We start from the raw sequence: 26,419 nt of genomic DNA, 5'->3' as shown, positions 1-26,419 counted from the left end.
CAGGCTCCGTCTCTATGTGAATCGACTCGCGGGTGCCGCTGACCAGAGTCGCGCAACCCGTCGATGTGAGCAGCAGAGCGAGGAGGGGAACCGCAAAAGGCGCTCGCCTTGATCGCACTTCAGTCAAAATACGGCAGAGCCTCCGGGTCTCGGTGCACCCGGTAGGCTTCGCGAATGTGCAGGGGCAGCGTGCGTCCCCGCGAAAGTCTGGGAAGGTCGTCGAGTGAGAAGAATCCGACGTCGATCGCTTCACTCCCGGCGCGGGGCTCGGCGTTCGCATCGAGCGCCTCACCGGTGAACAGGTACTTGTGGATGTGGAAGATCTGCGGCGGACAGTCGGGCTGCAGGCGCAGATCGAAGACGCCCGCCAGCCGCCGGGCCCGGGTTTCCAGGCCCGCTTCTTCCGCCGTTTCGCGCACTGCAGCCTCGGAGGGGCTGTCACCCACATCGATGTAGCCTCCGGGAAGTGCCCAGCAGCGGTCGACGCCTTCTTTGATCAGAAGAACCCGGTCGGCGCGGAAGATCGCCATGCGCGCGTCGAGTTTTGGAGTCACGTATCCGTGGTCTGCACTGCGGTACAGGGCTTCAATCGCCTCTGCATCGAGCCGATCGTCGTCGAGCGCGGTGAGTGTGGTGAGTTCGGCGGCCAGTCGGAGCAGTCTTTCGTAACGCTCGCGGTCGTACTCGATATCGTTGAAGTGCAGTCCGGTACTCGCGATGGCTCGAACCTGGTCTGCGATGGCGACGATCTTGCTGCGCATCAGAAATCCAGGATCTCCGTGGCGAGTTCGATCAGGTCGATCACGCCGACCGCGTTACTGCCTTCGATGAGCCCCGCACTCTCGCCGGGGTTGAAGATCAGGCCGTCGCCAGCGCGCTCGATGCGGCGTCGGTGATGATGACCATGGAGGAGTAGCGGGCCCAGTTCGTGATCGCGATGGGCGTAGGGATCGTGGACCACGGTCAGTTCGCGTCCGGCCCATTGCAGGCGAAGCGGCGGTTCGACCAGGCTGAATCCAAGGTTTTCTGCGGTGCTCTCGAGGGCATCGCGGTCGGCATCGTTATTTCCAAAAACCCCGTGAAGTGGCGCTTCGAGTCGCGCGAATACCTCGAGGGTGTTCGGATGCGTGATGTCTCCCGTGTGGATCACACGCTCGACCCTCGCCGCGTTGAAGAGTTCGACGATTCTCGCGACGTTGCGCAGGTTGTCGTGCGTGTCGCTGACCACACCGATCCGCATTGCGTTCCCATCCAGTGTTTCCGTATCGAGCGCGTGTTCTCAGGTGCCCATTCGCTTCGTGACCTGGGATAGCGCGTAGCCCCAGATTCCGCACGCGGCCACCACGACCAGAGGTGCGGCGGCACCGAGGTCGATGGCCAGTATCCCGTAACCCGCATGGGGCAGGAAGTAGAACAGGTTGGTCAGGCAGGGGAGAATCGCCAGGATCACTCCCGAGCGACGCGGACCCAGCCCGCGGCTGCGCAAGAAGGGATATCCCAGCCCGAAGAAGCTTCCGCCTAGCAGGTAGGGTGCGATCCACTCCCATGAAAGCGGGGGTGTGTACATTACCCCTATGGCCTTCATCAGTTCCGCCCGCCCCGAAATCCACAGCACGGCGACTACGATCAGTGCTCCCACCGCACCGCCGAAATAGGCGGCAGCCAATCGCTGCAACATGCCGGACACCTCCCCAAAGATCCGGACCCTGGCCAGGCCTCGCTCAGGCCCGGCCCTGGAGCGGCCTGCGGCCAGCCTGGTCGCCCCCTCACCAGACAGAAGGTAACCTGTGTCTCCGATGAAGCCCGCCCCTGCCAAAGCACTGGTCTATTTTCGCACCTTGGGTTGCCCCAAGAACCAGGTCGATACCGAGGTGATGCTCGGCTCGACGGCCCTGGGGGATTACGCGATTGCCGAGCGCCTCGAAGACGCCGACGTCGCCGTGGTCAATACCTGCTCGTTCATCCAGAGTGCGCGAGAGGAGTCGATCGAAGCGATTCTGGATCTCGCAGACTTGCGAGAAGAGGGTCAGCTTCGCGGCCTGATCGTGACAGGCTGTCTGCCTCAGCGTTACGGACAGGAACTGGCGCGCGAACTTCCCGAGGTCGATTCCTTCGTAGGGACCGGCCAGTTCCAGGGAATCGTGCAGATACTCGACGAAGTGCTCGAAGGCCGCTCGCGCGGAGTCTACGTGGATGCGGGCCAGACATATCTGTATGACGAAGACAGCCCGCGCCTGATCATCGGTGGTCAGCACAGCGCGTATGTGAAGGTCGCAGAAGGATGCGATCGTGCCTGTGCTTTCTGCGCGATTCCGGAAATTCGCGGACCTTTCCAGAGTCGCACGTTGGAGTCCGTGATCGCCGAGGCGCGAACCCTGGGTCGCGAGGGTGCGGGCGAGATCAATGTGATTTCTCAGGACACGTGTTCCTGGGGCAAGGACCTCTACGGCCGACCGCGTCTGCACGAATTGATTCGCGCCCTCGATGCAGTGGAGGAACTCGACTGGGTTCGTCTGCTCTATCTGTATCCGACGGCGGTGAGTGACGAAGTGATCGAAGCGATTGCCGGGGCCAGTCGCGTTCTGCCGTATATCGACATGCCCCTACAGCACGCCAGCGACAATCTGCTCAAGGCGATGAAGCGCGGTGTGACCGCGGATCGCCAACGCGCGCTGATTCACAAGTTGCGCGAGCGTATCCCCAACGCGCTGCTGCGTTCGACCTTCATCGTGGGTTTTCCCGGCGAAACCGATGCGGACTTCGACGCTCTGTGCGATCTCCTGCGCGAAGCGCGTTTTGAACGCGTCGGTGCGTTCCGTTATTCCGATGAAGAAGGCACGCCCGCTGCCGATTTTGCCGAGAAGGTGCCGCGCGAAGTCGCGATCGAGCGGCATCGCCACCTCATGGCCCTGCAACAGGACATCATGCGTGAGAGCCTGAAGAAACAGGTGGGCAGCAACGAGCGAGTGCTGATCGACAGCAGTTCTACGGGTACTTCGATCGGCCGCATCTGGTCGCAAGCACCCGAAGTCGACGGTGTGGTGTTCCTGAAATCCGCCGCCCCGCGCGGCGAGTTCGTGGATGCTCGCATAACGGGTGTGCGCGACCTCGACCTCGAGGCGGAGTTGCTCTAGCCCGAATGCAGGCGGTGTTTTGAGCGGACCGCTAGGCGAGTAGCCTGCGGGTCAGATCGGGTACGTTCAGGACCTTGGGGCAGTCGAGTTCGCCCCAGTCTTCGTAGGGGTCGAGCAGGACGGGGTGCACGCCTGCAGCCCGCGCCCCGACGACGTCTGCAGCGTAGATATCACCGGCGTGCAGCGTCCGGGTCGGGGAGACCTGCACGGCCTCGAGTGCGTGCAAGAAGATGCCCGGATCGGGTTTCTCCGATCCGACCACGTGCGAATCCACCACAGCATCGAAGAACTCCCGGAGTCCACTGTTCTGGATGTTCCGCTCGATGGTGCCGTCCGCGTTGCTCACGACCACGAGCTTCAACCCGGACGCCCGCAACTGCTCCAGGCTCTCTGGTATTCCCGGTAACACGGCCGACCAGAGGCGCTCGCTCGTGCCTTCGGGCTTCAGTCGTGGGGCGAGTACATCGATGACTTCGCGCGCCTGTTCTCCGGTCACCGCGATCAGGGGTTCGAGGATCAGCGTCAGATACTGGTGGAAGAAGTCGCGGCTCTCGGTGGAGGTATCTTCCAGGAGTTGCTTCGAAATACTCGGCCGGATGCGTGCTTCGTTGCGCGCGATGCGCTCGCCGGGTACCGGATGGCCGAGTTTCGCCAGTTCGCCGGAAATCCACGAGAAGTCCATCGACATGAGTGTATTGCCCGCGTCGAGGAAGAGCGCGTCGAGATCTCCACGCCTCGGGAGTTCCGTCGTGATCTTCGACATTCTGGAGGTCGGGCTCATCCCGGTCGACCCGAGGCCGCCGAGCCTCGAACGCCTAGCAGGCTCACCAGGATCAAGCCGAATGCGAAACCTCCCGTGTGTGCCCACCATGCGACGCCGCCGTCGTCGGGTGCGCCCGAGCTGGCCGATCCCTTCAGGATCTGCATGAGGAACCACAGACCCAGGTACACGACGGCGGGAACGGAGATCGTGCGGATGTAGAAGAAGATGATGACCAGCGAAACGATGCGCGCGCGCGGATAGAGCACTACGTAAGCGCCCATGACCGCGGCGATCGCACCGCTGGCGCCGATTGTGGGAACCACGGAAGCCGGGCTCGAGATCACGTGGGCGAGTCCGGCGAAGCCGCCGCCGAGCAGATAAAAGGCCAGATAGCCCAGGTGCCCCATATGGTCCTCGACGTTGTCGCCGAAGATCCAGAGGAAGAGCATGTTTCCCGCAAAGTGCAGGAAGCCCGCGTGTAGAAACATCGAGCTGAAAAACGGAGCGAAAACGCTGAAGTGCCAGTAGCCGATTCGTTCGCCCAGACTCACGAAACGCGCCGGGATCAGCGCGTGCTCGTGCAGAAGTTCGTCGAGACCGGCTCCGGCGGAGAACTCCATGTAGAACGCCAGTGTGCACAGGCCGATCATCGCGTAGTTGACGATCGGAAAGCGCCGCGAGGTGATGCTGTCCTTGAGCGGGATCACCGGACCGTCAATCTGTTTCGGGCTCGTGAAATCTCTTCTACTCCCGATCCCGAGCAACCGGAACGTCGTCTCGGTTTCCCCACTCCGCCCACGAGCCATCGTAGACCGAGACGTCCCGGTGCCCCAGAAGCGTCAGCACGAAGGCGTTGAGAGAGGCCGTCACGCCGGAACCGCAGGTCGTGACAATTGGACGATCGAAGCGAACACCGGCGCGCTCGTAGGTCTGGCGCAGAGATTCCGGGTCTTTGAACCTCGGCGGATCTGCTTGCAGATTGGCGTTGTAGGGCACGTTGAGCGAACCGGGAATATGTCCCCGGTGCCGGGCGGGTTCGGGGCCTTCGCCGCGGAAACGCGCCGCCGAACGCGCATCGACGATCTGCAGGCTGCGATCGGGCAGGGATTCCAACACCTGCGATAGATCGCTCAATAGCTGCGGCTGCGGGTCGACTTCGAATTTTCCGGGCGCGTGCTCCGCTGCGCGATCGCTCAGCGGCTGTTCATCGAGAGTCCACGCCTGCAATCCGCCGTCGAGCAGTGAGGTGCGTCGGTGACCCGCGCAGCGCAGGCTCCACCAGACTCTACCCGCGGAGAATCCGCCCAGTCGGTCGTAGACGACCACATGGTGCTCGGTGCCGATTCCGGCCCGCGCAAAGCGCGCTCCCAGCGCCTCCGGGCTGGCCAGGGTATTGCGGACCGGTGCATCGGGATCGGCCAGGTCGCTCGAGAGGTCCAGATGGACGGCTCCCGGGATATGTCCGGCGGCGAATTCCGCTTGCGGGTCGCGCTCTGCGGCGGGCAGATACCAGCTCGCATCTACGATGCGCAGATCGGGTTCGCCGAGGTGTTGCGCCAGCCACACGGATGAGACGAGGAGCGGGACGGGGATTTCGGGCGGACTGTCGGGCTGCGACATGCTCCGATTGTCGACCAGGAGTCGCTTGACCGAAAGGGGTTTCTGTCTGGCCGGGCGCGCGCCCACGCCGATTTTCCGCTCGCGATTGCCCATCCATCACCTTGGCGCACTCGCACAAGTCCCTGTTCTCGCTAAGATCCACGCCCATGGCGTACGAGCCGCGCAAGATCGAACTCAAATGGCAGAGCTACTGGCTCGAGCACAAGACCTTCAAGACGGAGATCGATCCGTCCAGGCCCAAGTTCTACGTGCTCGACATGTTCCCGTATCCCTCGGGCGATGGATTGCACGTCGGCCATCCGAAGGGGTACGTCGCGACCGACGTATACGCGCGCTACAAGCGCATGCGCGGTTTCAATGTCTTGCATCCAATGGGATGGGACGCGTTTGGTCTGCCGGCCGAGCAGCACGCCGTGCGTACGGGCCAACATCCCCGGATCACCACCGGGCAGAACGTCTCGCGCTTCAAAGAGCAGCTGATGGCGCTCGGGCTGAGCTACGACTGGGATCGCGAGATCGACACGACCGATCCCACCTACGTGCGCTGGACGCAGTGGATCTTCCAGCAGCTCTTCGAGCGCGGTCTGGCGTATGAGGCCGAGATCCCGGTCAACTGGTGTCAGGGACTGGGCACGGTGCTGGCCAACGAAGAGGTGCGTGACGGTCGCAGCGAAATCGGCGGCTATCCGGTCACGCGCGTTCCGCTCAAGCAGTGGATGCTCAAGATCACCGCCTATGCGCAACGTCTGATCGACGATCTGGAAGAAGTCGATTGGCCCGATCACATCAAGAAGATGCAGCGCGATTGGATCGGTCGTTCCGAAGGCGCGCGGGTCTTCTTCCCGCTGCCAGATCACCCGGATGAGTCGATCGAAGTGTTCACGACCCGACCCGATACGCTGTTCGGCGCCACGTATATGGTCCTGGCTCCCGAGCATCCATTGGTCGGTCGCGTAACGACGGACGAACAACGCGCGGCAGTCGAAGCGTACGTGGAGTCGACGGCGCGCAAGAGCGAGCGGTCGCGCATCGCCGATCTCAAGCAGAAGACGGGCGTGTTCACCGGCGCCTATGCGACCAATCCCGTCAACGACGAAAAGATTCCCGTCTGGATCGCGGATTACGTGCTGATCTCCTACGGAACGGGCGCCATCATGGCCGTACCCGGACAGGACGGGCGCGACTGGGATTTCGCCGAAGCCTTCGATCTTCCGATCATTCGCACCGTCGAGCCGAGCGAGGGTTTTGACGGCAAGGCTTTCCTGGGCGATGGACCGGCGATCAACTCGGGCTTCCTCAACGGGCTGAAGGTCGTCGAGGCCAAGAAGAAGACGATCGAGTGGCTCGAAGAGCGAGGTTGCGGCGAGGGGACGGTCACCTACAAGCTGCGCGATTGGCTCTTCAGTCGGCAGCGCTACTGGGGCGAACCATTCCCCGTCCTCCACCTGGAAGACGGCAGCCTGAAGCTGGTTCCCGACGATCAATTGCCGGTGCAGCTTCCCGAGCTCGACGACTTCAAGCCCAGTGGCGATTTTCAGCCGCCGCTGGCGCGAGTGAGCGACTGGGTCAACACGACCGACCCCGACACCGGCCAGCCCGCCCGACGCGATGCCAACACCATGCCGCAATGGGCGGGAAGCTGTTGGTACTTCCTGCGCTTCTGCGATCCCGACAATGTGGGATCGGCGATTTCCAAAGAAGCCGAGAAGTACTGGATGCCCGTCGATCTGTACGTGGGCGGTGCCGAGCACGCGGTATTGCATCTTCTGTATTCGCGCTTCTGGCACAAGGTGCTCTACGACCTGGGTGTGGTCTCCACGAAAGAACCGTTCCAGAAGCTTCTGAACCCCGGGATGATTCAGGGCAAGAGCTACCGCTACTACAGCGATCCCGAAAGCGACACACCGAAGTACTACACGGCGGCGGACGTGCGCTTCGAAGGCGAAACACCCCTGCACATCGGCTCGGGACAGCAGTTGCAGGAAGAGTGGGTCGAGCCGGATTCCGTGCGTTGGGTGGCGGGCCGGCCGGTGGCTCCGACGATCGACATCGATCTCGAAGAGGTCGTGGAGAAGATGTCCAAGAGTCGTGGCAACGTCGTCAATCCCGATGACGTGATCGCCGAGTACGGCACCGACGCCATGCGCCTGTACGAAATGTTCATCGGCCCGCTGGCGAAAGCCGCACCCTGGTCGACCGAGGGCATGCCCGGCGTGTTTCGTTTCCTGCAGCGGGTGCACCGCCTGATCTGTGACGAGCGCAACGAAGACGTCGTGCGCGAACTGCCGGACGGTGAAGGCACCGAGGCCCAGCGACGCCTGCTGGCGGAGACGATCGAGCGCGTGACGAAAGACTGCGAAGAACTGAGTTTCAACACGGCGCTCTCCGCCTTGATGGTATTTGTGCGCGACATCGAGAAGGAGGCTGTGATCCCCCGCTCGACAGCCGAGGCCCTGTTGCTCCTTCTGGCGCCACTGGCACCGCATCTGAGCGAAGAACTCTGGAGTCGCCTCGGTCACTCGGAGACTCTCACCTACGAAGCCTGGCCTCAGGCCGATGCCGACGCATTGGCCCGGGATGAAGTCGAGATCAGCGTGCAGGTCAAGGGGAAGATGCGGGGGCGCATCGTGGTACCGGCAGACGCGGACGAAGACACCGTTCGCGAGATCGCGCTGGCCGTCGAGAACGTGTCCAAATTCGTGGGCGACGGACCGCTGCGACGCGTGATCTATGTTCCCGGACGCCTGATCAATCTCGTACCTTGATACCGTCGTGACTCTGGCCGTCGCGTGAAGTCCAAACTCCTCTTCGTAATTCCGACGCTCGAACTCGGCGGCGCCGAGCGCGTCATTGCGCTTTTGCTCAAACACCTGCCGCGAGAGCGCTTCGACTTGCACCTGGCTCTGGTCGAACGCAAGGGCGCGTTCCTGGCCGATCTGCCCGATCACATCGAACTACACGACCTACAGGCCCGGCGCGTGCGTTACGCGCTTATTCCGTTGCTCAGGCTGGTTCGCAGTCTGAAGCCCGACGTCGTGTTGCCCAACCTCGGCTATCTGAACCTGGCTCTGCTCATTCTCAAACCCCTGCTTCCGCGCGACACGCGCGTCGTGCTTCAGGAGCACACCACTGTTTCAGCCGAGGTCGCAGAGCGCTCCAACAAGCCGATCTGGCGCACGGCTTATCGTTTGCTCTACCCCCGCGCCGACGAGATCATCAGCTGTTCGAATGCGATCAGCGACGATCTGGTGTCCCACTTCGGTGTCCGGCGTGAGAAGCTGCGCTTGATCCGCAACCCGATCGATACAGATCGAATCGAAGCTGCGCTGTCCAATGAAACCTCGCCCTACACGGGTCCGGGGCCGCATATCCTGGGGGCGGGGCGGCTCGGATACGAGAAGGGCTACGACCGCCTCGTCGATGCGTTCGCGATCGTGGCGCGCAATCTGCCGACTGCGCAGTTGTGGATCGTCGGTGAGGGTGCGGAACGAGCGGCGCTCGAGGTGCAGATCGAAGGTCTCGGACTGAGCGAGCGGGTTCACCTGCCCGGTTACACCGCTGATCCTTTCGCCTGGATGCGGCACGCCGATGTTTTTGCCCAGAGTTCGCGGCGCGAAGGCCTGCCGGTGGCGGTGCTCGAAGCCGTGGCCTGCGGGGCCCGGGTGGTGGCTTTCGATTCGGCCGGCGGTACCGGCGAGATCGTCGGCCCGCTGGAGGGTTGCATCCTCGTACCCGATGGTGACCTGCAGGGCTTCGCAAACGCCATCGAAAGCCTCGCAGTTCCCGAAAAGAGCACCCGACCGGAACTGCCCGAGGAGTTCCGACTGGAAACCGTCGTGCGCGATTTCACCCGTGTTCTGGAGTGACCCGCCCGTTTTGGCGCAGGGCGCTGCAGTGAGCCGCCCGCTCGGGTAGATTCCAGGTCAAGGAGGTCTGCGTGGAACCAGGCTGGGAAGCAGTGATCGGTCTCGAGGTGCACGCGCAGCTCAAGACGAGCGCCAAGTTGTTCAGTTCAGCGCCGCACGCGTTTGGCGCCGAGCCCAATACCCAGACGACCGAGGTCGACCTGGGCATGCCGGGCGTCCTGCCCGTGCTCAACGAGAAGGCGGTCGAACTCGCGGTGCGCGCCGCGCTCGGCCTGGGCTGTGAGATTCAGCCGTTCTCGGTATTCGCTCGCAAACACTACTTCTATCCCGATCTCCCGAAGGGCTACCAGATTTCGCAGTACGAACAGCCGTACTCTCTGGGTGGCGCGGTGCCCATAGAACTCGACGGGGAAGCGGGCAGTATCGCGCTCACGCGTATTCACATGGAGGAAGATGCGGCCAAGAGCATCCACGACGACGCGATCACCGGCGGCGGGGTGACCCACGTCAATCTCAATCGCGCCGGTACGCCTCTGATCGAGATCGTGTCGGAGCCGGATATTCGCACTTCGAAGGAAGCCGGGGCGTATCTGCGCAGTTTGCGCTCGATTCTCCGCTATCTGGATGTGAGTTTCGCTGACATGGAGAAGGGGCAGTTTCGCTGCGACGCCAATGTCTCGGTGCGACGCAAGGGCGAAACGAGGCTCGGTACCAAGGTCGAGTTGAAGAACATCAACTCGTTCAAGTTCGTCGAGAAGGCCATCGACTACGAGATCGAACGGCAGATCGAAGTGATCGAAGACGGCGGAGAGATCGTTCAGGAGACGCGCAACTGGGACGATCGTGCGGGCGAGAGTCGGCCGCAACGCAGCAAGGAGAACGCCGACGACTATCGCTATTTCCCGGATCCCGACCTGCCACCGCTAAAGATCGATCCGGAATTCCTCGCCGAGCAGAAGCTCCTCTTGCCCGAACTGCCGCACGTGAAGCGCGCGCGATACGCTTCGGAGTTCGGACTCTCGGCGCAAGACGCCGCACTGCTCACCGAGGATCGCGAGGTGGCCGAGTTCTTCGAGCAGACGGCCGCGCTGCACAGTGATGCGAAGTCGCTCGCGAACTGGCTCATCCGCAGTCTTCTGAGCCTGCTCTCCGAAAAGGGCGGGGAACTCAACGAGCTCGCGCTCACGCCGAGGCATATGGCCGATCTCTTGAAATTGATCGACGAGGGCAAACTCACCGCTGCGAGCGCGCGCGAAGTATTCGCGGAAACTGCACAGACCGGCGCTGCGCCGGAGGCGGTCATGGAGGCGCGCGGCCTTGAAGCCGTCTCGGACTCCGGAGAACTCGAGGCGCTCGCGCGCGGCGTGATCGAGGCGAATCCGAAGCAGGCAGAGCAGTTCCGCGCCGGTGAAGCCAAGCTGCTGAACTTCTTCCTGGGCAAGATCATGAAGGAGTCGCAGGGCAAGGCCGATCCCGCTGCGGTGCGCGAGATTCTCTCGCGCCTGCTCGCTGATTGAGGCGCCGGATTATTGCCGCCAGGGGAGGGACGAGATGTTCGAAGGCTGCGGGACTGGAGTTCGAGGGCGGCGAATCGCGAGCCTGTTCGTCGTTCTGGCAATCGCTTGTGGAGGAGACGAAGAGCTCCAGGCGCCAGAGCCACCCTCTTCAGCGAGCGCAGAGCAGCAGCAACAGGAGGTCGTGCTCGGCGGCCCGGAGAGCGTCAATGACGCGCGCCTGCGTGCCGCCGACGCAGAACCTGGCAACTGGCTGACGCACGGGCGCACCTATTCCGAACAGCGCTTCAGTCCGCTCGACGAGGTCGACGCCGACAACGTTCATCAGCTTCAGGCCACCTGGAAGTTCGAGACTGGCTTGAAGCGTGGGCACGAAGCGACGCCGATCGTGCTCGATGGGATCATGTATTTCACCGGTTCCTGGAGCGTCGTCTTTGCACTCGACGCGCGCACGGGCGAGCAGGTCTGGAAGTGGGACCCCTTTGTTCCCCGTGACTACGCGCAAAAAGCCTGTTGCGATGTCGTGAACCGCGGGGTCGCGCTCTACCGGGGGCGCGTCTACGCAGGTGTGCTCGACGGGCGACTGGCTGCGCTCGACGCGAGAACTGGCGAACTCGTCTGGGAGAAACTGACGGTCGATCGCTCGCGCCCCTACACGATCACCGGTGCGCCTCGCATTGTCGACGGCAAGGTGATCATCGGCAACGGTGGTGCAGAACTGGGAGTGCGCGGTTATGTGTCGGCCTACGACACTCAGAACGGTGATTTGATCTGGCGCACCTATACGGTGCCCGGCGACCCGGCGAAGCCGTTTGAGTCCCCGGCTCTCGAAGCTGCGGCCGAAACCTGGAAGGGCGGTGAGTGGTGGAAGATCGGCGGCGGCGGAACCGTCTGGGATTCGATGGCTTTCGATCCGGAGTTGAAGCTGCTCTACATCGGTACCGGTAATGGCTCACCCTGGACGCGTCACATCCGAAGCCCAGGGGGTGGGGACAATCTCTTCCTGAGTTCGATCCTCGCGCTCAATCCCGATAACGGGGAACTGATCTGGCACTACCAGACCACGCCGGGCGACAACTGGGACTACACTGCGACGCAGCACATGATCCTGGCCGACCTCGAGATCGACGGGGATACGCGCAAGGTGTTGATGCAGGCCCCCAAGAACGGCTTCTTCTACGTGCTGGATCGAAAAACCGGTGAACTGATCTCCGCCGAGAAATACGTCGAAGTCACCTGGGCGTCGAACATCGATCCGAAGACTGGGCGCCCGGTCGAGGTTCCGGGCCAGGACTACAAGGACGCACTCGCGTTGGTCAAGCCCACCCCGTTCGGCGGACACAACTGGCACCCGATGTCATACAGCCCGAAGACCGGACTCGTGTACATACCGGCCCAGGACATGCTCGGGGCCTATCGAGTCGATCCGCACTTCACGTACAAGCCCGGTCTGTTCAACACGGGCACCGACTTCAATACTTTCGCCTTGGCCAAACGCGACGGTTTTTACGGGCACCTACTGGCCTGGGATCCGGTCGCGCAAAAGGAAGTCTGGCGGCATCCACACGCGTTGCCGTGGAACGGCGGGACGCTCGCGACGGCGGGCGACCTGGTGTTCCAGGGCACGGCCGACGGACGCTTCGTGGCGTACCGGGCTTCCGACGGTAAAAAGCTCTGGGAGGAACCCGCGGGCACCGGTGTGATTGCCGCACCCATTACCTATCAAGTCGACGGACGCCAATACGTGACGATCGTCGCCGGGTGGGGTGGAGCGTTTGCGCTCGCCGGCGGCGAGGGTGCGAGTGCGGCCGGTGTCGAGTCACGCGGCCGGGTTCTGACATTCGCGCTCGCCGGACCTCCTCCCACCGCAGCACAAGCGCTGGAGCGAATCACCATGGAGGATTCCGTCCACCGTGGCGAGCGGATCTATCACGTCTACTGCGCCGGTTGCCACGGCGCTCAAGCGTTCGGTGGCGGTGTGCTACCGGATCTGCGCAAGTCGAAGCCGGAGATCCGTAGCGCGTTCAACGAGATCGTCTTGCGCGGAATCTTTTCCGGAAAGGGCATGCCCTCGTTCGCGCCCTGGCTCACCGAGAAGGACACCGCGCTCCTGATCGAGTACATCGATCAGCGCATCGCCGACACGGCGAACTGAAGCGAGACTTCAGGCCGGGTCCTTGAACGAAGGTGCGCGTTTTTCCATGTTCGCGCGAACGGCTTCGACCTGGTTCGGGGATCCGATCAGCTTGCTCTGCAGGTCCCACTCCAGTGCGAGCCCTTCCTGTTCGCTGCCGATACCCGACGCATTCATCAGCTGCTTCATCGAGCGAATCGCGTGCGGATTCTTACCGGCGATCTCACGGGCCAGCGCGGACGCGTCTTCGAGTGGATTGTTGCTGAGGTGTGTGGCGAGCCCCAACTCGACGGCCTGTTCGCCGCTGATCTGGCGTCCAGTGAAGGCGAGTTCCTTGATCACGTCGAGCCGTGCCAATCGGCGCAACGTCTGCGTCCCTGCCATGTCGGGGACCAGCCCCCACTTGATTTCCATGATCGACATCCTGGCATCCGGTGCGATGAAGCGGATGTCGGCACCGAGCGCGATCTGACAGCCGCCGCCGAATGCGACCCCGTGAACCGCGGCGATCACCGGTACAGGGCACTGCTGCCACACCCAGGCTGCTTCCTGACCCCGGGTCGGAATTCGCGAAGCGCCCGCTTCATCTCTGGATCCGGGCTTCGACTCTCCGGAGTCGGCTCCCTTGTCCATGGCGCTGAAGCTACTGAAGTCCAGACCGGCGCAGAACGCGCGGCCCTCTCCGGAGAGCACGATCGCACGCAGGGAGCTGTCTTCCGCCAGCGAGCGTCCGGCCGCGATCAACTCCGAAAACATGGCGGCATCGATGGCGTTCATCTTCTCGGGTCGGTTGAGACGGACGTCGGCAACGCCATCGCTGATCTGGATGCTCACTCGGTCTGACACGATCGTTTCCTTTTTCAAAGAGGACTCCGGAGCATCCTATCCGGTTTCCAAATCGGGCGCTGAAAGAGCAATGGGCCGAAAACCCGGATTCACAGCGATAATATGCGAATCTCCATGCTTCCGAGTCGTCGTTCCTCCTGAAGACGGGGCCTTTCCTGGATGCCTGTTTCCGGCCAACCAATTGCTTGGTAGGCTCATCCCGGAGTCGGCCAACGGCCCGATCGGGTCCGGGGGCCTGAGCGGCCATCGGTCTTTGGTACTTTCGCTACGTTTCGCGCCGAGAGATTCTTAGAGGTCTGAGTGACGGGAAGGTCTGTGAAGCTAGGGCGTGTGCTGATCGCCTGGATGTTGGTGCTCGGGTTTTTCTCGGGCGCAACGCCACAAGTACGCGCGGCCTCCGAACCGGTTGAGCCCACTTCGGATCTCTCGCCCACGCCCCCGGAGCAGGAAAAGGCGGCGGAGGCTCCCGACGCTGAAGGTGAGTCCTCAGGCCGCCGCGAGCCGACTGAAAAGGAAGCTGAACTCATCAATATGGTTCGGCTCGGAGAGATTCACGAGGTCGAACGCCTGCTCGGGGAGGGCATCTCGCCCGATGCTGCGAATCTCGATGGCTGGACGAGCCTGATGTTCGCTTCGCAGAACGAGAACTTCGAAGCGGTCGAGATACTAATCGCCGCCGGTGCCAACCCGAATCTCACCACCGTGCTGGGTACGGCCGCATTGCGGTTGGCCGCCAACCAGTCAGATGCGCGGATCCTCGAAGCGTTGCTGGCGGCAGGAGCCGATCCGAATGCGCGCAACCGCTCTCAGCAGACACCGCTCATGGCGGCGGCGGCGCGCGGGAGACTGCGCATGATCTCCAAATTGATCGCCGCGGGTGCCGAGCTTTCGGCCAGGGATCGCAGCGGACAGACTGCGCTCTTGTACGCGGCAAATGAACAGAAGACCGCTGCAGTCATACGTCTGCTCGAAGCCGGAGCCGAGCCCGACACGCGGCGACGAGATGGCGCGACTCCCTTGATCGCTGCCGTCAAAAAGGGGCACGAGGGTGTTGTCGACGCGATGATCGACGCAGGCGCGGATATCAACGCAACGATGGGGGACGGCGCCACGGCCTTGATTCATGCAGCCCGTCGCGGGAATGACAAGATCCTGGGGCGCCTGATCGACGCTGGTGCGGATCTGAACAGACAGACGACAACCGGTGAGACGGCCGCGCATTTCGCCGCGACGCGGGGTTTCGAGAGCATTATCCGACAACTCATGGATGCGAGGGCCGATCTCGAACTGTACAACTCGCGCGAGATGACTCCACTCATCCTCGCGTTGGAGGAACGACAGTTCAGTGTTGTTCGAGAGATCCATGGTGGTGTCGAGGGGGCGGTCTTCGATTCCGACTACGTCGCGCGTCGCAATTCCGATGGGCAGACGCCTCTGATTCGCGCGGCAATTCTCGGCTATGAGCGCTACGCCGCCAGCCTTGTCTATGGCGGTGCCGACGTCAACGCCAAAGACAAGTTGGGCATGACACCGTTGGCCTACTCTGCTGCTTACGCTCGGGCCGACCTGGCGAATGAGCTGCTCGACAAGAACGCACACGTAGATTTCCCGGACGGCAATGGCGCAACGCCGCTTCTGCACGCCGCCTACTCGGGTCAGTTGACGATCGCCCAGAAGCTGATTGCAAAGGGGGCGAATGTCGACGCGGTCAACAAGAACGGTGTTTCTGCGATGATCGTGGCGGCTCGCCGCGGCCACTTCGAGATGTGCCGCGAGCTTCTGTTGGCCGGTGCAGACGTGGAGCACAAGACGCGGGAGGGCGAGACCGCTGCAGATGCTGCTCGAGAGGCCGGTTTCAGACAGCTCGCCGCAGCCCTGACAAAGGCCGTCGAAGATCCCGAGATCTTTGGTGCGCGCGCCACACGTCTCGGGAAATCACCCCTGCTTACGGCCGCAAAGGGCGGGCACAAAGATACGGCGCAGAACCTTTTGAAGGCGGGAACGGATCCCGACCAGATCGACACGGACGGCCGCAGCCCGCTGCTGCTCGCCTCTAGTGGGGGCCATATCGAGATCGTCAGGGCGCTGATCGATGTGGGTGCGAATCTGGAACTGCGCGACGATGGGGGTGCGACCGCTCTTCGTGCAGCGGTCGCGAAGAATCACAGGGAGATCGTGGAACTCCTCGCCGAGTCTGGCGCCAATGTGAACGCCGCGACGAGGAACGGTCAGACGCCTCTCATGTTCGCTGCTTCCAATGATGACGCAGAACTCGTTGAGATCCTCCTGCGATACGAACCGGATCTGGATCTGGCTGACCCACTCGGGCGTACCGCGCTCATCCACGCCGCGACCCTCGATCGACCGGATATGGTTGCGCGCCTGCTCGAAGCTGGCGCTGATATCGCGTTGAAAACCAGCGCAGGTGACTTCGCGATCCACATGGCTGCACGTCGTGGCAGTGAACGGATCGTGGGTCTCCTGCTCGAAGCCGGAGAGGATCACAACCGTCGTGGGCGCGGCGGCTGGACACCTCTGATGCATGCCTGTTCCGGTGGTCACACCGATGCTGCCCGCCGCCTCCTGCGCGGTTGGGACAAGCCTTCCGACGAAGTGAACGACGCAGGCCAGACGGCCATGTATCTCGCCGGTCGCCGGGGACATACTGATTGTATTCGCCTTCTCCTGAGTCGTCAGGCAGACCCGATGATTCGCGATGCGGAAGGGCGAAATGCTTTTCTCATCGCGCACCAGCGGCGCCAGCGCCACGCTGCGGCCCTGCTCGAGAAAGCGTCTTCGATCCGCTACAAGGCGGTTGCCAGCGGCCGAATTCCCAAGGACGACGCGCCGGAAGACGTGAAAAAGGCAGCGGCCAAGATGCGCAAGGAGGCAGAGTTGACCCATGCCGCGCGGGAGGGTGAAGTCGCAACTGTCCGCAAGTTCATTCGCGAAGGGGTCGACATCAACGCTCGAGACTTCAAGGGATGGACGCCCTTGCTCTGGGCGTCCATGCGCGATCAGCTCGACGTCGTGACGTTTCTGCTCGACAACGGAGCCGATCCGGAAACGCGCAACGACCTGGGTGCAACCCCGTTGATGGCGGCGAGTTCAGCGGGCAACCACGAGATCGTGCTCAAACTGCTCCCGTTGATCGAAGACGTGAACCAGCAGGACCACGAGGGATTTTCAGCGTTGATCTTTGCCGCGCCTGCAGGTCACAAGGACGTGCTCACGCTGCTCCTGCGCCGCAAGGCCAATCCGAACATTCGCAGTGCCGAGGGATGGACTGCGCTGATGCAGGCCGCTCAGACAGGAAAGGCCGAAGCCGTCCTCTTGCTCCTGAATTTCGGCGCCGATCCAAAGGTCCGCGGACGTCGCGGAGTGACTGCAATGAGTCTGGCCGAGGACAGGGATCACATCGACGTCACGCGCCTGCTACGAGTTGCGCTGGACGAAATCGAACAGAAGGAAGCGGAAGAGGAGGCCGGAACGAAAAATGAGAAACCCGCGTCGCCGTCGAGCGAACGCAGGGAGTCGCGCAGTCCGCGCTGACCCGTTTCAGTCCAGGCCTATGGCCTTTGCGTCGCGGTCGCTCAGCAGACCGCCATCGCTGCGTTCGCGCACGCTCGCGTCGCGCTTCCATGAACGATCGCAGCGCAGTTCCTCACCCAGGTGCACGACCTCGATGCCTTCCGAGGTGTCACTTTCGAAAGCGAACCTGCTCACACCGCAAAGGTCGGCGAATTCCGGCTCAAAAGGCTCGAGCACTGCACGCTGGTCTTCGGGCAGTCGCAGCACTACGCCGGCGTCGAGTGGATTGTCGAGCGATCCCGCCGCTCGTTCTTCTTCGAGCGCCTTGAGTACCTGATCGCGTCGCGTCATGACTTCGTCCCATTCCGGTGCGACGGGATGCGAGTGCAGTTGTGCGAAATGCTGGTCGTGGATGCAGAGTTCGTCAGCCATGGTCGCGCCGTGCAGCGCCAGCCAGGCTTCGTCTGCCGTGTGAACCAGGATTGGACCCAGAAGCCGGGTCAAACCGTCTGCCAGGTCGAAGAGCACGGTCTGGCTGCGGCGTCGGCGATCCGCATTGGTTGCGTCGCAGTACAGGCGATCCTTGACGGCAACCAGATACACGGCACTCAGCGTGTCGTTGCAGAAGTTGAACAGTGCCTGGTGTGCGGTGCGGTATTGATAGGCTTCGTAGGCCTTGTGCACGGTATCACTCAGTTCGTCCAGCTTCGACATGGCCCATGCGTCGACGCTGTAGGCGTCATCGGGGCCGAGTTCGCGGCGATTGCTCACAGGGTCGAAGTCGTTCAGGTTGCTCAACAGGAAGCGGATCGTGTTGCGCACCTTGCGGTATTCCTCGCCCGCCAGGCGGAAGAACTCGGTATCGGCCTTGATGTCGTTCCCGAAGTTCAACGAGCTGACCCACCAACGACACACGTCTGCGCCGTGGCCTCGCAAGAGTTCCTCGACCGAGAGCGCATTTCCACCCGACTTGCTCATCTTCATGCCCTGCGCGTCCACGATGAAGCCGTGGGTGACCAGGCCGCGGTAGGGTGCCTCTCCGCTTGCTCCCAGGGCGACGAGCAATGAACTCTGGAACCAGCCGCGATGCTGGTCCGAACCTTCCAGGTAGAGATCAGTAGGGTAGGGCAGACCGCGACGACGCATGACCGCGTTCCAGGACGCACCGCTTTCGAACCACACGTCAAAGATATCACTGCTCGGGCGCAGCCCTTCCAGCGAGCCGCGTTTCACGAGCCACTCGGGGGCTTCCGCGTCCAGTGATAGATCGTATTCGGAAAGGAGTTCTGCGGCGCTCGCCTTGAACCAGGAGTCTGAGCCTTCCTGTCGCACCCGCTCGGCGACCGCGCTCACCGAAGCGGCCGTGAGCAATACCTCTCCCTGTGTTTCGCCGAAGAACGCCGGGATCGGCAATCCCCAGGAGCGCTGACGGCTCAGGCACCAGTCCGGTCGTGTCTCGAGCATGCCCCTGAGGCGATTGCGACCCCACTCGGGCGTGAAGCTGATGTCCGCCTCCGTCACTTCGAGGGCGAGTTCGCGCAGCGAGGGTCCATCGGGGTTTTGCAGCGGCTTGTCGACCGCAGCGAACCACTGCTCGGTGGCCCGGAAGATCGTGGGCGTCTTTCCGCGCCAGTCGTGCGGATAAGAGTGCGTGAAAACCTGAGAGTGCAATAGCGAACCATCTTCGCGCAGGCGCTCGCCGATCTTCGCATTGCCGTCCCAGACGCTTACGCCGCGCAGCCACTCGGGTGCGCTGGCATCGAAGCAGCCGTCGGCCTGCACCGGGCACAGAATCTCCAGCCCGTGTTTGAGTCCCGTAAGATAGTCATCCACGCCGTGACCCGGGGCCGTGTGGACCAGACCCGTGCCGTCTTCGAGCGTCACGTAGTCGGCGAGGACGACGGGACGAACATGGCCGTCGTCCTGGAACGGGTGTTCATAGGTCAGTCCGGCCTCGGCGAGTTCGCGACCGCTGCAGTGACCGAGTTGAGTGACGGCGGTCGCGTTGGCGAGAGCCAGAACCTTTTCGGCCAGGGACTCCGCCAGGATTGCGTGCAGCGTTTGTCCGTTGTGCGCGAAACGGTACAAGCCGTACTCGATCGCGGGACCGACGGAAACGGCCAGGTTCGCGGGCAGAGTCCAGGGAGTCGTCGTCCAGATCACCAGCGATACGCTTTCTTTCTCCGGAGCGCCTAGCGATGCGGGTAGCGAAGTCGCCGGGTCCAACGCGAAGAGAACGAAGACGCTGGTGTCTTCGCGGTCGTAGTATTCCAGTTCGGCTTCGGCGAGCGCGGTCTGGTTTTCGATCGACCAGTGCACGGGCTTGAGCGCGCGGAAGATCAGACCGCGCTTTACCATGCTCGCGAACGCTTCCAGGACCTCGGCCTCGTAGCGTGGTTTCAGCGTGAGATACGGATCCTGATAGTTGCCGATCGTGCCGAGTCGCTGCATCTGTTTCGACTGACGCTTGACGAACTTCTCCGCGTAGGACTTGCAGCGGCCGCGAATCTGCAGCGGCACCATGTCCTTGGCTTTGTCGCCGAGTTCCTGCATGACCATGTGCTCGATCGGCAGGCCGTGGCAGTCCCAGCCCGGAACGAACTCCACGTCGTAGCCCATCATCGAATGCGTGCGCACGACGAGGTCCTTCAGGATTTTGTTGAGAAGGTGGCCCAGGTGGATATCGCCGTTCGCGTAGGGCGGGCCATCGTGGAAGGAGAAGACGCCCCTGGGATGGTCGGCGCCGTGCATGCGCGCGCACACGTCGAGCTTGTTCCAGCGCTTCTGGAACTCGGGCTCCCGCTGCACCAGATTGGCCTTCATGGCGAACCCGGTCCGGGGCAGGTTCAGGGTCGATTTATAGGAGCGCTTGGCTGGATCGCTCCCGCTGTCCTTGGGCTTGCTCATCGGCCGCAGAAACTATCGACCCGGGCCGTGCCAGACAAACACAAACGTCCCATCTTGCCGTGAGCTCGTCGATTTCGTACCATACCGACTGGTCAGTCAGTAATTCCAATCCTTCGAATGAGCGATCTTCATGCTCCGCCGCAACACCCGTAGAAGCCCAGAAGCCAGCAGGGACGAGATTCTCGCCGCCGCGCGGGAGTGCTTCATCGCGGCCGGTTACCACAAGACCAAGGTCGACGATATCGCCGAGCGTGCGGGTCTGTCCAAGGGAGCCATCTACTGGCATTTCGACGGCAAGCACGAACTCTTCATGGCTTTGCTCGACTGGGAGATCGATCGGATGATGCCGGCTCTGGGATTCGGGGAAGAGGCGCCCGATGCACAGGCCGCCATCCACGAGGTGTCCGAGGCGTTTCTGCGCGAGATGCCCACCACGATGCCGGTCATCGAGTTGACCCTGGAATACCTGGCGCAGGCGAGCCGCGACGAGAAACTGCGCGAGCGCCTCGCGAATATGTATCAAAAATTCTGCGACGGGATGTCCGAATACCTCACGCGGGGTGTGACCGAGGGGATCTTCCGTCCCGTCGACCCCGAAGACGTCGCTTGTGTGGTCGTGGCGGCGCTCGATGGACTGCTCTTGCAGAAGCTCGTACGACCCCAACTCGATCTGCCCGCCACCTGGCGGGCGACCGAAGATCTCTTCATGAAAGGGCTCCTGGCGAAATGAAGAACCTCGCGATCGCATTCCTGTTTGTGCTCGGGCTGAGCCTGGTTCTCGTGGCGAGTATTGCTCGCGCGGAATCCGATTCCTCTTCTGAGCCGGTTTCGAAACCTGTCTCGGAATCCGTCGCATCTCTGGTCAAATCGCTTGCAGGGCTCAGCGCAAACGAGATCGTAGAGCGTGCCGAGGATGCGCTGCGCGGCGAGAGCGCCGACATCACGGCGTCCATGACCATCACGACGCCCCGTTGGACGCGCGTCGTGCGTTTCCACTCCTGGGACGATCGCCGCGGCGATCGCAGTTTCATCCGCATCCTGTCTCCCAAGAAGGACAGTGGCACAGGCTTCCTGCGCCTGCAGACGACGTTCTGGACCTATCTACCGCGCGTCGAACGCACCATGCGAATTCCGCCGTCGATGATGTTGCAGTCCTGGATGGGCAGTGACTTCACCAATGACGATCTCGCACGCGAGTCGTCGATGATCGACGATTACAAGCCCGAGCTGATCGGCGAGAAGTCGATCGACGGTGTACCCGCAATCGGCGTCCGACTGATCCCGCGCGAAGACGCGCCCGTGGTGTGGGCGCGAATCGATCTCTGGCTCCAGGTAGACCCCCTCGCGCCAATCGTCTACGACTACTACGACGAACCCGATGAGGGGACCTTCGAGGTCGTGCGCCGGATGCGTTTCTCGGACATCCGCAAGGTTCAGGGCCGCCAGATGCCGCACGAGTGGGTGATCGAACCGCTGGACAAGAAGGGGCACTCCACTCGAATGAGCGTCGAGTCGGTCACGCTCGACGAGTTCTTCGACGACTCGATGTTCACGCAGAGGAATCTACGTCGAGCGGAGGCCACCCGTTGATCCTTCTGCGTCTCGCGTGGCGCAATCTGTTTCGAAATCCGCGTCGCACGGCCCTGACCGCGGCGGCCGGGGCATTTGCTGCAGTACTCACGATCCTTTCGCTTGCCATGGCCTACGGAAGCCACGAGCGTTGGATCGAAGAAGTCGTGCGCTTGTACCCTGGGCATTTCGAAGTCAGTCTGGATGGCTACCGCGAGAACCGCACGCTCGACTATGGGATGGAACTCTCAAGGGCCGCCATGGATGGCCTGAATGCCTTGCCCGAAAGCGATGGCTGGGCGCCGCGCCTGGAGTCCTGGGGACTGGTGGTCGGTGATGAGGATGGTGCGACCGGGCGTGCGGCGTGGGTGGTGGGAGTCGACGCGGAACGCGAGCAGCATCTGACCTCACTGGTCAGTTCCGTCGAGCGCGGTCGCTTCGTCTCGCCCGGCAGCGGACGCGAGGTCGTGCTCGGCGAGACGCTGGCCAAGAACCTGGGCGTCGTGGAAGGCGACAACGTCATTCTGCTGTCCGCCGACTACTACGGGTCGCAATCGGCCGATCGCTTTCGCGTGATCGGTACCATCGAGGTCGGCAATCCGGAATTTGATTCCTACGCCGCGTTCGTCGACCTGCACCAGTTGCAGGACTTCCTGGAGATGGGCGAGGGCGTGTCGCACGTCGCCGTCTTCGCGACCGACCCCGGCCGCGCCGAGCCCATTGCCGTGCAACTCGCCGAGATCTTTCCCGACGAGAGCTTCGAACTGCTTTCGTGGGAGGAACTGATCCCCGACGTCATCCAGTTCATGGTCCTGGACGATCTCGGTGCCTATCTGACCACCGGCGTACTGATCATCGTCGTCGGTTTCGGGCTGCTCAATACGATTCTCATGTCGGTGTTCGAGCGCGTACGCGAGTTTGGTGTCCTGCGCGCGCTGGGTCTGCGGCCTTCTGCTGTTTTCAAGCTCGTCATGATCGAATCGCTCCTGCTTTCCCTGCTCGGGATTGCCATCGGTCTCGCACTGGTGATCCCGCTCGTGCTCTACCTGGAGCAGGCGCCGATTCCCGGCGAAGCCATGGGTATGTCGCAGGACACCATCGATGCCATGGAGTTGTTCAACATCGATGCGGTGATCGTTTTCAAGTTGACGATGCGCCAGGTCATCGTCGTACCGTTGATCCTGGTTTTCGTCGCGATCCTGGCCGCCTTGCCACCGGCGATCAAGGCGAGTCGCGGTCGACCCGTCGATGCGCTGCGGGAGGCATGATATGGGTGCTCTGCTTCGCATCGCCTGGCGAAACCTCCTACGCGGCTGGCGGCGCAGCGCGATCGTCGTCGTCGCGATCTCGGTCGGCCTGTCGGGGTGCATGATCGTACTGGGCTGGACGACGGGCATGATCGATCAGATGATCGAGAACGCTGTGGGCAGCCATCTGGCCCACGTGGCCGTGCAGGCGCGCGGCTACCAGCAGAACCCCGATTTGAAGCGCAGTCTGGCCGGGAGCGGAAGTGGGTTGATTGAAGTGCTCCCCGAAGGACCCGGACGTCCGAACGTGAGTCCGCGCCTGATCGGCGACGGTCTGATTCAGAGCGCGCGCAAGAGCCTGCGCGCGGCGCTCGTCGGCGTGGTTCCCGATACCGAACCGGGTGTGTCGGTCGTGCCGGGCGCGGTGGTCGTCGGCCGTTACCTGGACAACCGTCGCCGGCGTGTGCCTGAAATCGTGATCGGTGTGGAAATGGCTGAGCGTCTCAAGGTCGAACCGGGCGACAAGATCGTGATGCATGTGCCCGGTGAGACCGGGTCCGGCGCCTTCCGCATAGCGGGCCTGTATCGCACTTCGTCCACCGCATTTGATCGCTCGTTCGCATACGTCACACTCGCTTCCGCGCAGCAGCTATTCGCCCAGGAAGACCGCGTCAGTCAGATCGCCGTTCGCCTGGCGGAGCGGAACCAGAGTTCGGAGTTTCGCGATTGGGCGAAGGCTCGCCTGGCTCAGATCGATCCCGAAGCGCAGATCGAGGTGATGACCTGGCGTGAGCGCGAGCCGCGCCTGGCAGCCATGCTAGACATGATGGACCAGATGTCCTGGGTGATGTACGCCGTGGTGTTCGTCGGTATGGCGTTTGGAATCGCCAATGCCCTGCTCATGGCAGTGTACGAACGCATCCGAGAGTTTGGTGTGCTGCGTTCGATCGGGCTAAAGGGCGGACGTCTGGTCTGGATGATCCTGCTCGAAGCACTGATTCTGACTCTCGCCGGAACCGTGCTGGGATTGCTAGGCGGTCTGGGACTCGTGGGCTGGCTCGGAGAAGTCGGTCTCGACCTCAGCATGTTCTCGGAAGCCCTTGGGGAACTCGGCGTGGGGAACATCATGTATCCGACCGTTCGTCCCCGGGATCTCGTGGCCCCCGTCTGCCTGGCCATCCTGACGGCATTGGTGGCGGCGCTCTGGCCTGCGATCAAGGCCTACCGTCTGCGACCTGCCGAAGCCCTGCGACACGTTTAGGAGTTCATCATGTCCGATACCGTTCTGGAAGCGATTGGGGTCACCAAGATCTATGTGGCCGGCGAGGTCGAAACGACCGCGTTGAACAAAGTCTCACTGGCAGTAGAAACCGGTGAGTTCTCCACACTATCGGGCCCTTCGGGTTCGGGTAAGACCACTTTGCTCAATCTGCTGGGCACCCTGGATTGCCCGACCGACGGCCGCGTGCTCGTGTGTGGGGCCGACACCACCGAAATGTCGGAAGCCGAAAAGTCGGAACTCCGGCTCGAGAAGATCGGATTCATCTTCCAGGCGTACAACCTGGTGCCGGTCCTGTCGTCGCTCGAGAACGTCGAGTTCGTATTGCTGCTGCAGGGGATGTCACGCACGGAGCGACGAGAACGGGCGAGCGAGTCTCTCGATCAACTGGGCCTGGGTGATCTTCTGCACAAGCGACCGAACGAGATGAGCGGAGGTCAGCAACAACGCGTGGCCGTCGCGCGCGCGATCGTATCGCAACCCGAAATCGTACTGGCCGATGAACCCACCGCGAATCTGGACTCTCGGACGGCCGAGTCTTTGCTCGATCTGATGCTGCGCATGAACCAGGAGCGCAGTGTGACTTTTCTCTTCAGTACTCACGATCCCCGCGTCATGACTCGTGCACGTCGCAACGTGCATCTGGTCGATGGCCAGATCGATCGCGAGGAGCGGCGCGAGTCGTGAGCCTGCGCGGGCTCGCCGGGTGGCTACTGGTCAGTGCCCTGACCGGCCCCGTCGCCGCAGCAGAGTTCGATCGCGGGGATCTCCGCGTGGAACTCGATGGGCATCTGCGCGCTCTGTACACGTTCACACGCGATCTGCACACCGATGCCGTGTTTCCCGGTGTGATTCAGGGTGTGGCTCAGCACAGTTCGACACATGGCCGAGATACCGCCAGGCTGCTCACGCGTGGCCGCGTGAACCTGGAAGCTGCGTACGGTGACTGGCTGGCCGGGCAGATCGTGTACGACAACGAGATCCGTACCGGCAGCGGACTGGATACACTCGGTTTCGCGCTGGGCAGGCGCCTGGGTGACGGCACGTGGAATGACGCCGACCAGACGATCTCGGATCACGATCGCTTCTTCTGGCGGCATCGGCTCTATCGGGGTTGGTTGCGCTATGAGAGCAAGAACTTCGATCTGAAGATCGGACGCCAACGCATCGCCCTGGGGCGTGGCCGGCTCTGGAATCCCACCGATCTGTTCAATCCGATTCCAGCCCTGGCGATCGAAGGCGATCAGCGCCTCGGCCAGGACGCGGCCGTCGCGCGCGTACGCCTGAGTTCGAACCTCTGGTCCGAGTTGATCTGGTCGCCCCAGGATGATCCCGACGAGCACCGGATCGCGGCGCGCCTGGAAATCAGTCGCACGGAAGTCGACGGCGCACTCATGGTGGCCCGCATCCAGCGGGACTACACCTTCGGTGCAGACTTTGCCGCCACGGTGAGGGATGCGGCCGTTCGCGGTGAGGCCACCTACACCGATCTATTCGCCGGTGGGCGGGTCTGGCAGGTGGTGGCGTCGCTCGACTACACCTTCGGCCTGGGTACAGGCCTGTACTTTCTGGTCGAACACTTTTTCAACGAGAACCTCGTGACAGGGGTCACATTCGGCGGGGTTCCGCCCGGCACCTCGCCGGAGGCCGGACTCTCGCTTCTCCTGGCAACCCCCGGATTCAGCGAAGCCATCAACACGACGCGCCTGACCTCGCGTGTTCGCAATCGTACAGGTGTCGCTGTGGGATACGACCTGACCCCACTGTTGCGCGCCGACCTGTTGTGGCTCCACGACTGGCATGGACCCAGTGAGGCCTTCGTGCCGACGCTCAGCTACCAGCTGCGGTCCGATCTGGACCTGACTGTGGGTGGACAGTTCTTTCTCGGAAGCGGAAGCAATAGCGAGTACGGCGATCAGCCAAATCTGCTGATCATCCAGTTGGACGCGTACTTCTAGCGAGAGTTTCCGACTGCTGAAGCCATTTCGTTTCTCGAATGTCGTGTGCAA

General features: G+C 62.5%; 20 protein-coding genes. 12 read left to right on the top strand and 8 right to left on the bottom strand.

What is annotated here, in order from left to right:
- Positions 1-119: 119 nt before the first annotated feature.
- From GY725_16250 to GY725_16240, 3 genes are read right to left on the bottom strand one after another with little or no spacing between them, the layout of a single operon-like run.
- On the bottom strand, positions 120-761 hold the full coding sequence (locus GY725_16250) for an NUDIX domain-containing protein (GenBank protein MCP4005742.1): 642 nt from the start codon (positions 759-761) through the stop codon (positions 120-122).
- Entirely contained in the window at positions 761-1,240 is a 480-nt protein-coding gene (locus tag GY725_16245; protein ID MCP4005741.1) for a YfcE family phosphodiesterase, read from the bottom strand. Before GY725_16245 ends, GY725_16250 begins: the two co-directional genes overlap by 1 nt.
- Positions 1,241-1,279: 39 nt before the next feature.
- Positions 1,280-1,678, bottom strand: a complete 399-nt coding sequence (locus GY725_16240; GenBank protein MCP4005740.1) for a hypothetical protein — start codon at positions 1,676-1,678, stop codon at positions 1,280-1,282.
- Positions 1,679-1,787: 109 nt separating this feature from the next.
- Here GY725_16240 and rimO point away from each other — a divergent pair, with 109 nt between their 5' ends.
- The gene (gene rimO, locus GY725_16235) at positions 1,788-3,134 is read left to right on the top strand and encodes a 30S ribosomal protein S12 methylthiotransferase RimO (protein MCP4005739.1); all 1,347 of its coding nucleotides are present in this window, start codon (positions 1,788-1,790) and stop codon (positions 3,132-3,134) included.
- Positions 3,135-3,165: 31 nt separating this feature from the next.
- Here rimO and GY725_16230 read toward each other — a convergent pair whose 3' ends face one another.
- The 3 genes from GY725_16230 to GY725_16220 are packed head-to-tail and all read right to left on the bottom strand — an operon-like array spanning position 3,166 to position 5,610.
- Positions 3,166-3,897, bottom strand: a complete 732-nt coding sequence (locus GY725_16230) for an HAD family hydrolase (protein ID MCP4005738.1) — start codon at positions 3,895-3,897, stop codon at positions 3,166-3,168.
- A 14-nt stretch (positions 3,898-3,911) separates the two neighbouring features.
- A complete protein-coding gene (locus GY725_16225) occupies positions 3,912-4,604 on the bottom strand; it encodes a rhomboid family intramembrane serine protease (GenBank protein ID MCP4005737.1) in 693 nt (230 codons plus the stop codon).
- A gap of 37 nt (positions 4,605-4,641) precedes the next feature.
- Positions 4,642-5,610, bottom strand: coding sequence for a sulfurtransferase (locus GY725_16220; GenBank protein MCP4005736.1), 969 nt, complete (start codon positions 5,608-5,610; stop codon positions 4,642-4,644).
- 53 nt (positions 5,611-5,663) lie between these two features.
- On the opposite strand from GY725_16220, the gene GY725_16215 reads away from it, so the two are divergent.
- The 4 genes from GY725_16215 (at position 5,664) to GY725_16200 (ending at position 13,052) form a co-directional block, all read left to right on the top strand.
- A complete protein-coding gene (locus GY725_16215) occupies positions 5,664-8,282 on the top strand; it encodes a leucine--tRNA ligase (protein ID MCP4005735.1) in 2,619 nt (872 codons plus the stop codon).
- Between the two features lie 24 nt (positions 8,283-8,306).
- On the top strand, positions 8,307-9,383 hold the full coding sequence (locus GY725_16210; protein ID MCP4005734.1) for a glycosyltransferase: 1,077 nt from the start codon (positions 8,307-8,309) through the stop codon (positions 9,381-9,383).
- Positions 9,384-9,454: 71 nt separating this feature from the next.
- The gene (gatB, locus tag GY725_16205) at positions 9,455-10,900 is read left to right on the top strand and encodes an Asp-tRNA(Asn)/Glu-tRNA(Gln) amidotransferase subunit GatB (protein ID MCP4005733.1); all 1,446 of its coding nucleotides are present in this window, start codon (positions 9,455-9,457) and stop codon (positions 10,898-10,900) included.
- Positions 10,901-10,934: 34 nt separating this feature from the next.
- Positions 10,935-13,052, top strand: a complete 2,118-nt coding sequence (locus GY725_16200) for a PQQ-dependent dehydrogenase, methanol/ethanol family (GenBank protein ID MCP4005732.1) — start codon at positions 10,935-10,937, stop codon at positions 13,050-13,052.
- Between the two features lie 9 nt (positions 13,053-13,061).
- Here GY725_16200 and GY725_16195 read toward each other — a convergent pair whose 3' ends face one another.
- Entirely contained in the window at positions 13,062-13,877 is an 816-nt protein-coding gene (locus GY725_16195) for a crotonase/enoyl-CoA hydratase family protein (protein ID MCP4005731.1), read from the bottom strand.
- A gap of 315 nt (positions 13,878-14,192) precedes the next feature.
- Between GY725_16195 and GY725_16190 the strand changes: the two genes are divergently transcribed.
- Positions 14,193-17,429, top strand: coding sequence for a hypothetical protein (locus GY725_16190; GenBank protein ID MCP4005730.1), 3,237 nt, complete (start codon positions 14,193-14,195; stop codon positions 17,427-17,429).
- A gap of 6 nt (positions 17,430-17,435) precedes the next feature.
- Here GY725_16190 and ileS read toward each other — a convergent pair whose 3' ends face one another.
- The gene (gene ileS / locus GY725_16185; GenBank protein ID MCP4005729.1) at positions 17,436-20,315 is read right to left on the bottom strand and encodes an isoleucine--tRNA ligase; all 2,880 of its coding nucleotides are present in this window, start codon (positions 20,313-20,315) and stop codon (positions 17,436-17,438) included.
- A 130-nt stretch (positions 20,316-20,445) separates the two neighbouring features.
- Here ileS and GY725_16180 point away from each other — a divergent pair, with 130 nt between their 5' ends.
- The 6 genes from GY725_16180 to GY725_16155 are packed head-to-tail and all read left to right on the top strand — an operon-like array spanning position 20,446 to position 26,368.
- Positions 20,446-21,045: a TetR/AcrR family transcriptional regulator gene (locus tag GY725_16180; protein MCP4005728.1), complete on the top strand. Its 600-nt coding sequence runs from the start codon at positions 20,446-20,448 to the stop codon at positions 21,043-21,045.
- Positions 21,042-21,905 carry an outer membrane lipoprotein-sorting protein gene (locus tag GY725_16175; protein MCP4005727.1) on the top strand — a complete coding sequence of 288 codons (864 nt, stop codon included), beginning with the start codon at positions 21,042-21,044 and terminating at the stop codon, positions 21,903-21,905. Before GY725_16180 ends, GY725_16175 begins: the two co-directional genes overlap by 4 nt.
- Complete coding sequence (locus tag GY725_16170; GenBank protein ID MCP4005726.1) at positions 21,902-23,152, top strand: ABC transporter permease; 1,251 nt, start codon at positions 21,902-21,904, stop codon at positions 23,150-23,152. Before GY725_16175 ends, GY725_16170 begins: the two co-directional genes overlap by 4 nt.
- A 1-nt stretch (position 23,153) precedes the next feature.
- Positions 23,154-24,392: an ABC transporter permease gene (locus tag GY725_16165; protein MCP4005725.1), complete on the top strand. Its 1,239-nt coding sequence runs from the start codon at positions 23,154-23,156 to the stop codon at positions 24,390-24,392.
- 9 nt (positions 24,393-24,401) lie between these two features.
- Positions 24,402-25,097 (top strand): ABC transporter ATP-binding protein, encoded by a 696-nt coding sequence (locus GY725_16160; GenBank protein MCP4005724.1) that lies wholly within the window; start codon positions 24,402-24,404, stop codon positions 25,095-25,097.
- Positions 25,094-26,368: a hypothetical protein gene (locus GY725_16155; GenBank protein ID MCP4005723.1), complete on the top strand. Its 1,275-nt coding sequence runs from the start codon at positions 25,094-25,096 to the stop codon at positions 26,366-26,368. The genes GY725_16160 and GY725_16155 overlap by 4 nt, the downstream gene beginning before the upstream one ends.
- The last annotated feature ends 51 nt before the right edge of the window (positions 26,369-26,419 follow it).

The organism is bacterium, from assembly GCA_024226335.1.
Taxonomy (GTDB): Bacteria; Myxococcota_A; UBA9160; order SZUA-336; family SZUA-336; genus JAAELY01.
Note: the sequence above shows the minus strand (reverse complement) of the source record. Positions and strands in the feature narration are given on the sequence as shown.

What these genes read in the sequence shown, in the direction of transcription:
- GY725_16160 (MCP4005724.1), top strand. Translation starts at nt 24,402, where the DNA reads ATGTCCGATACCGTTCTGGAAGCGATTGGGGTCACCAAGATCTATGTG.
- GY725_16250 (MCP4005742.1), bottom strand. Translation starts at nt 761, where the DNA reads ATGCGCAGCAAGATCGTCGCCATCGCAGACCAGGTTCGAGCCATCGCG.
- ileS (MCP4005729.1), bottom strand. Translation starts at nt 20,315, where the DNA reads ATGAGCAAGCCCAAGGACAGCGGGAGCGATCCAGCCAAGCGCTCCTAT.
- GY725_16180 (MCP4005728.1), top strand. Translation starts at nt 20,446, where the DNA reads ATGCTCCGCCGCAACACCCGTAGAAGCCCAGAAGCCAGCAGGGACGAG.
- GY725_16215 (MCP4005735.1), top strand. Translation starts at nt 5,664, where the DNA reads ATGGCGTACGAGCCGCGCAAGATCGAACTCAAATGGCAGAGCTACTGG.
- GY725_16165 (MCP4005725.1), top strand. Translation starts at nt 23,154, where the DNA reads ATGGGTGCTCTGCTTCGCATCGCCTGGCGAAACCTCCTACGCGGCTGG.
- GY725_16240 (MCP4005740.1), bottom strand. Translation starts at nt 1,678, where the DNA reads ATGTTGCAGCGATTGGCTGCCGCCTATTTCGGCGGTGCGGTGGGAGCA.
- GY725_16200 (MCP4005732.1), top strand. Translation starts at nt 10,935, where the DNA reads ATGTTCGAAGGCTGCGGGACTGGAGTTCGAGGGCGGCGAATCGCGAGC.
- GY725_16230 (MCP4005738.1), bottom strand. Translation starts at nt 3,897, where the DNA reads ATGTCGAAGATCACGACGGAACTCCCGAGGCGTGGAGATCTCGACGCG.
- GY725_16220 (MCP4005736.1), bottom strand. Translation starts at nt 5,610, where the DNA reads ATGGGCAATCGCGAGCGGAAAATCGGCGTGGGCGCGCGCCCGGCCAGA.
- GY725_16175 (MCP4005727.1), top strand. Translation starts at nt 21,042, where the DNA reads ATGAAGAACCTCGCGATCGCATTCCTGTTTGTGCTCGGGCTGAGCCTG.
- GY725_16245 (MCP4005741.1), bottom strand. Translation starts at nt 1,240, where the DNA reads ATGCGGATCGGTGTGGTCAGCGACACGCACGACAACCTGCGCAACGTC.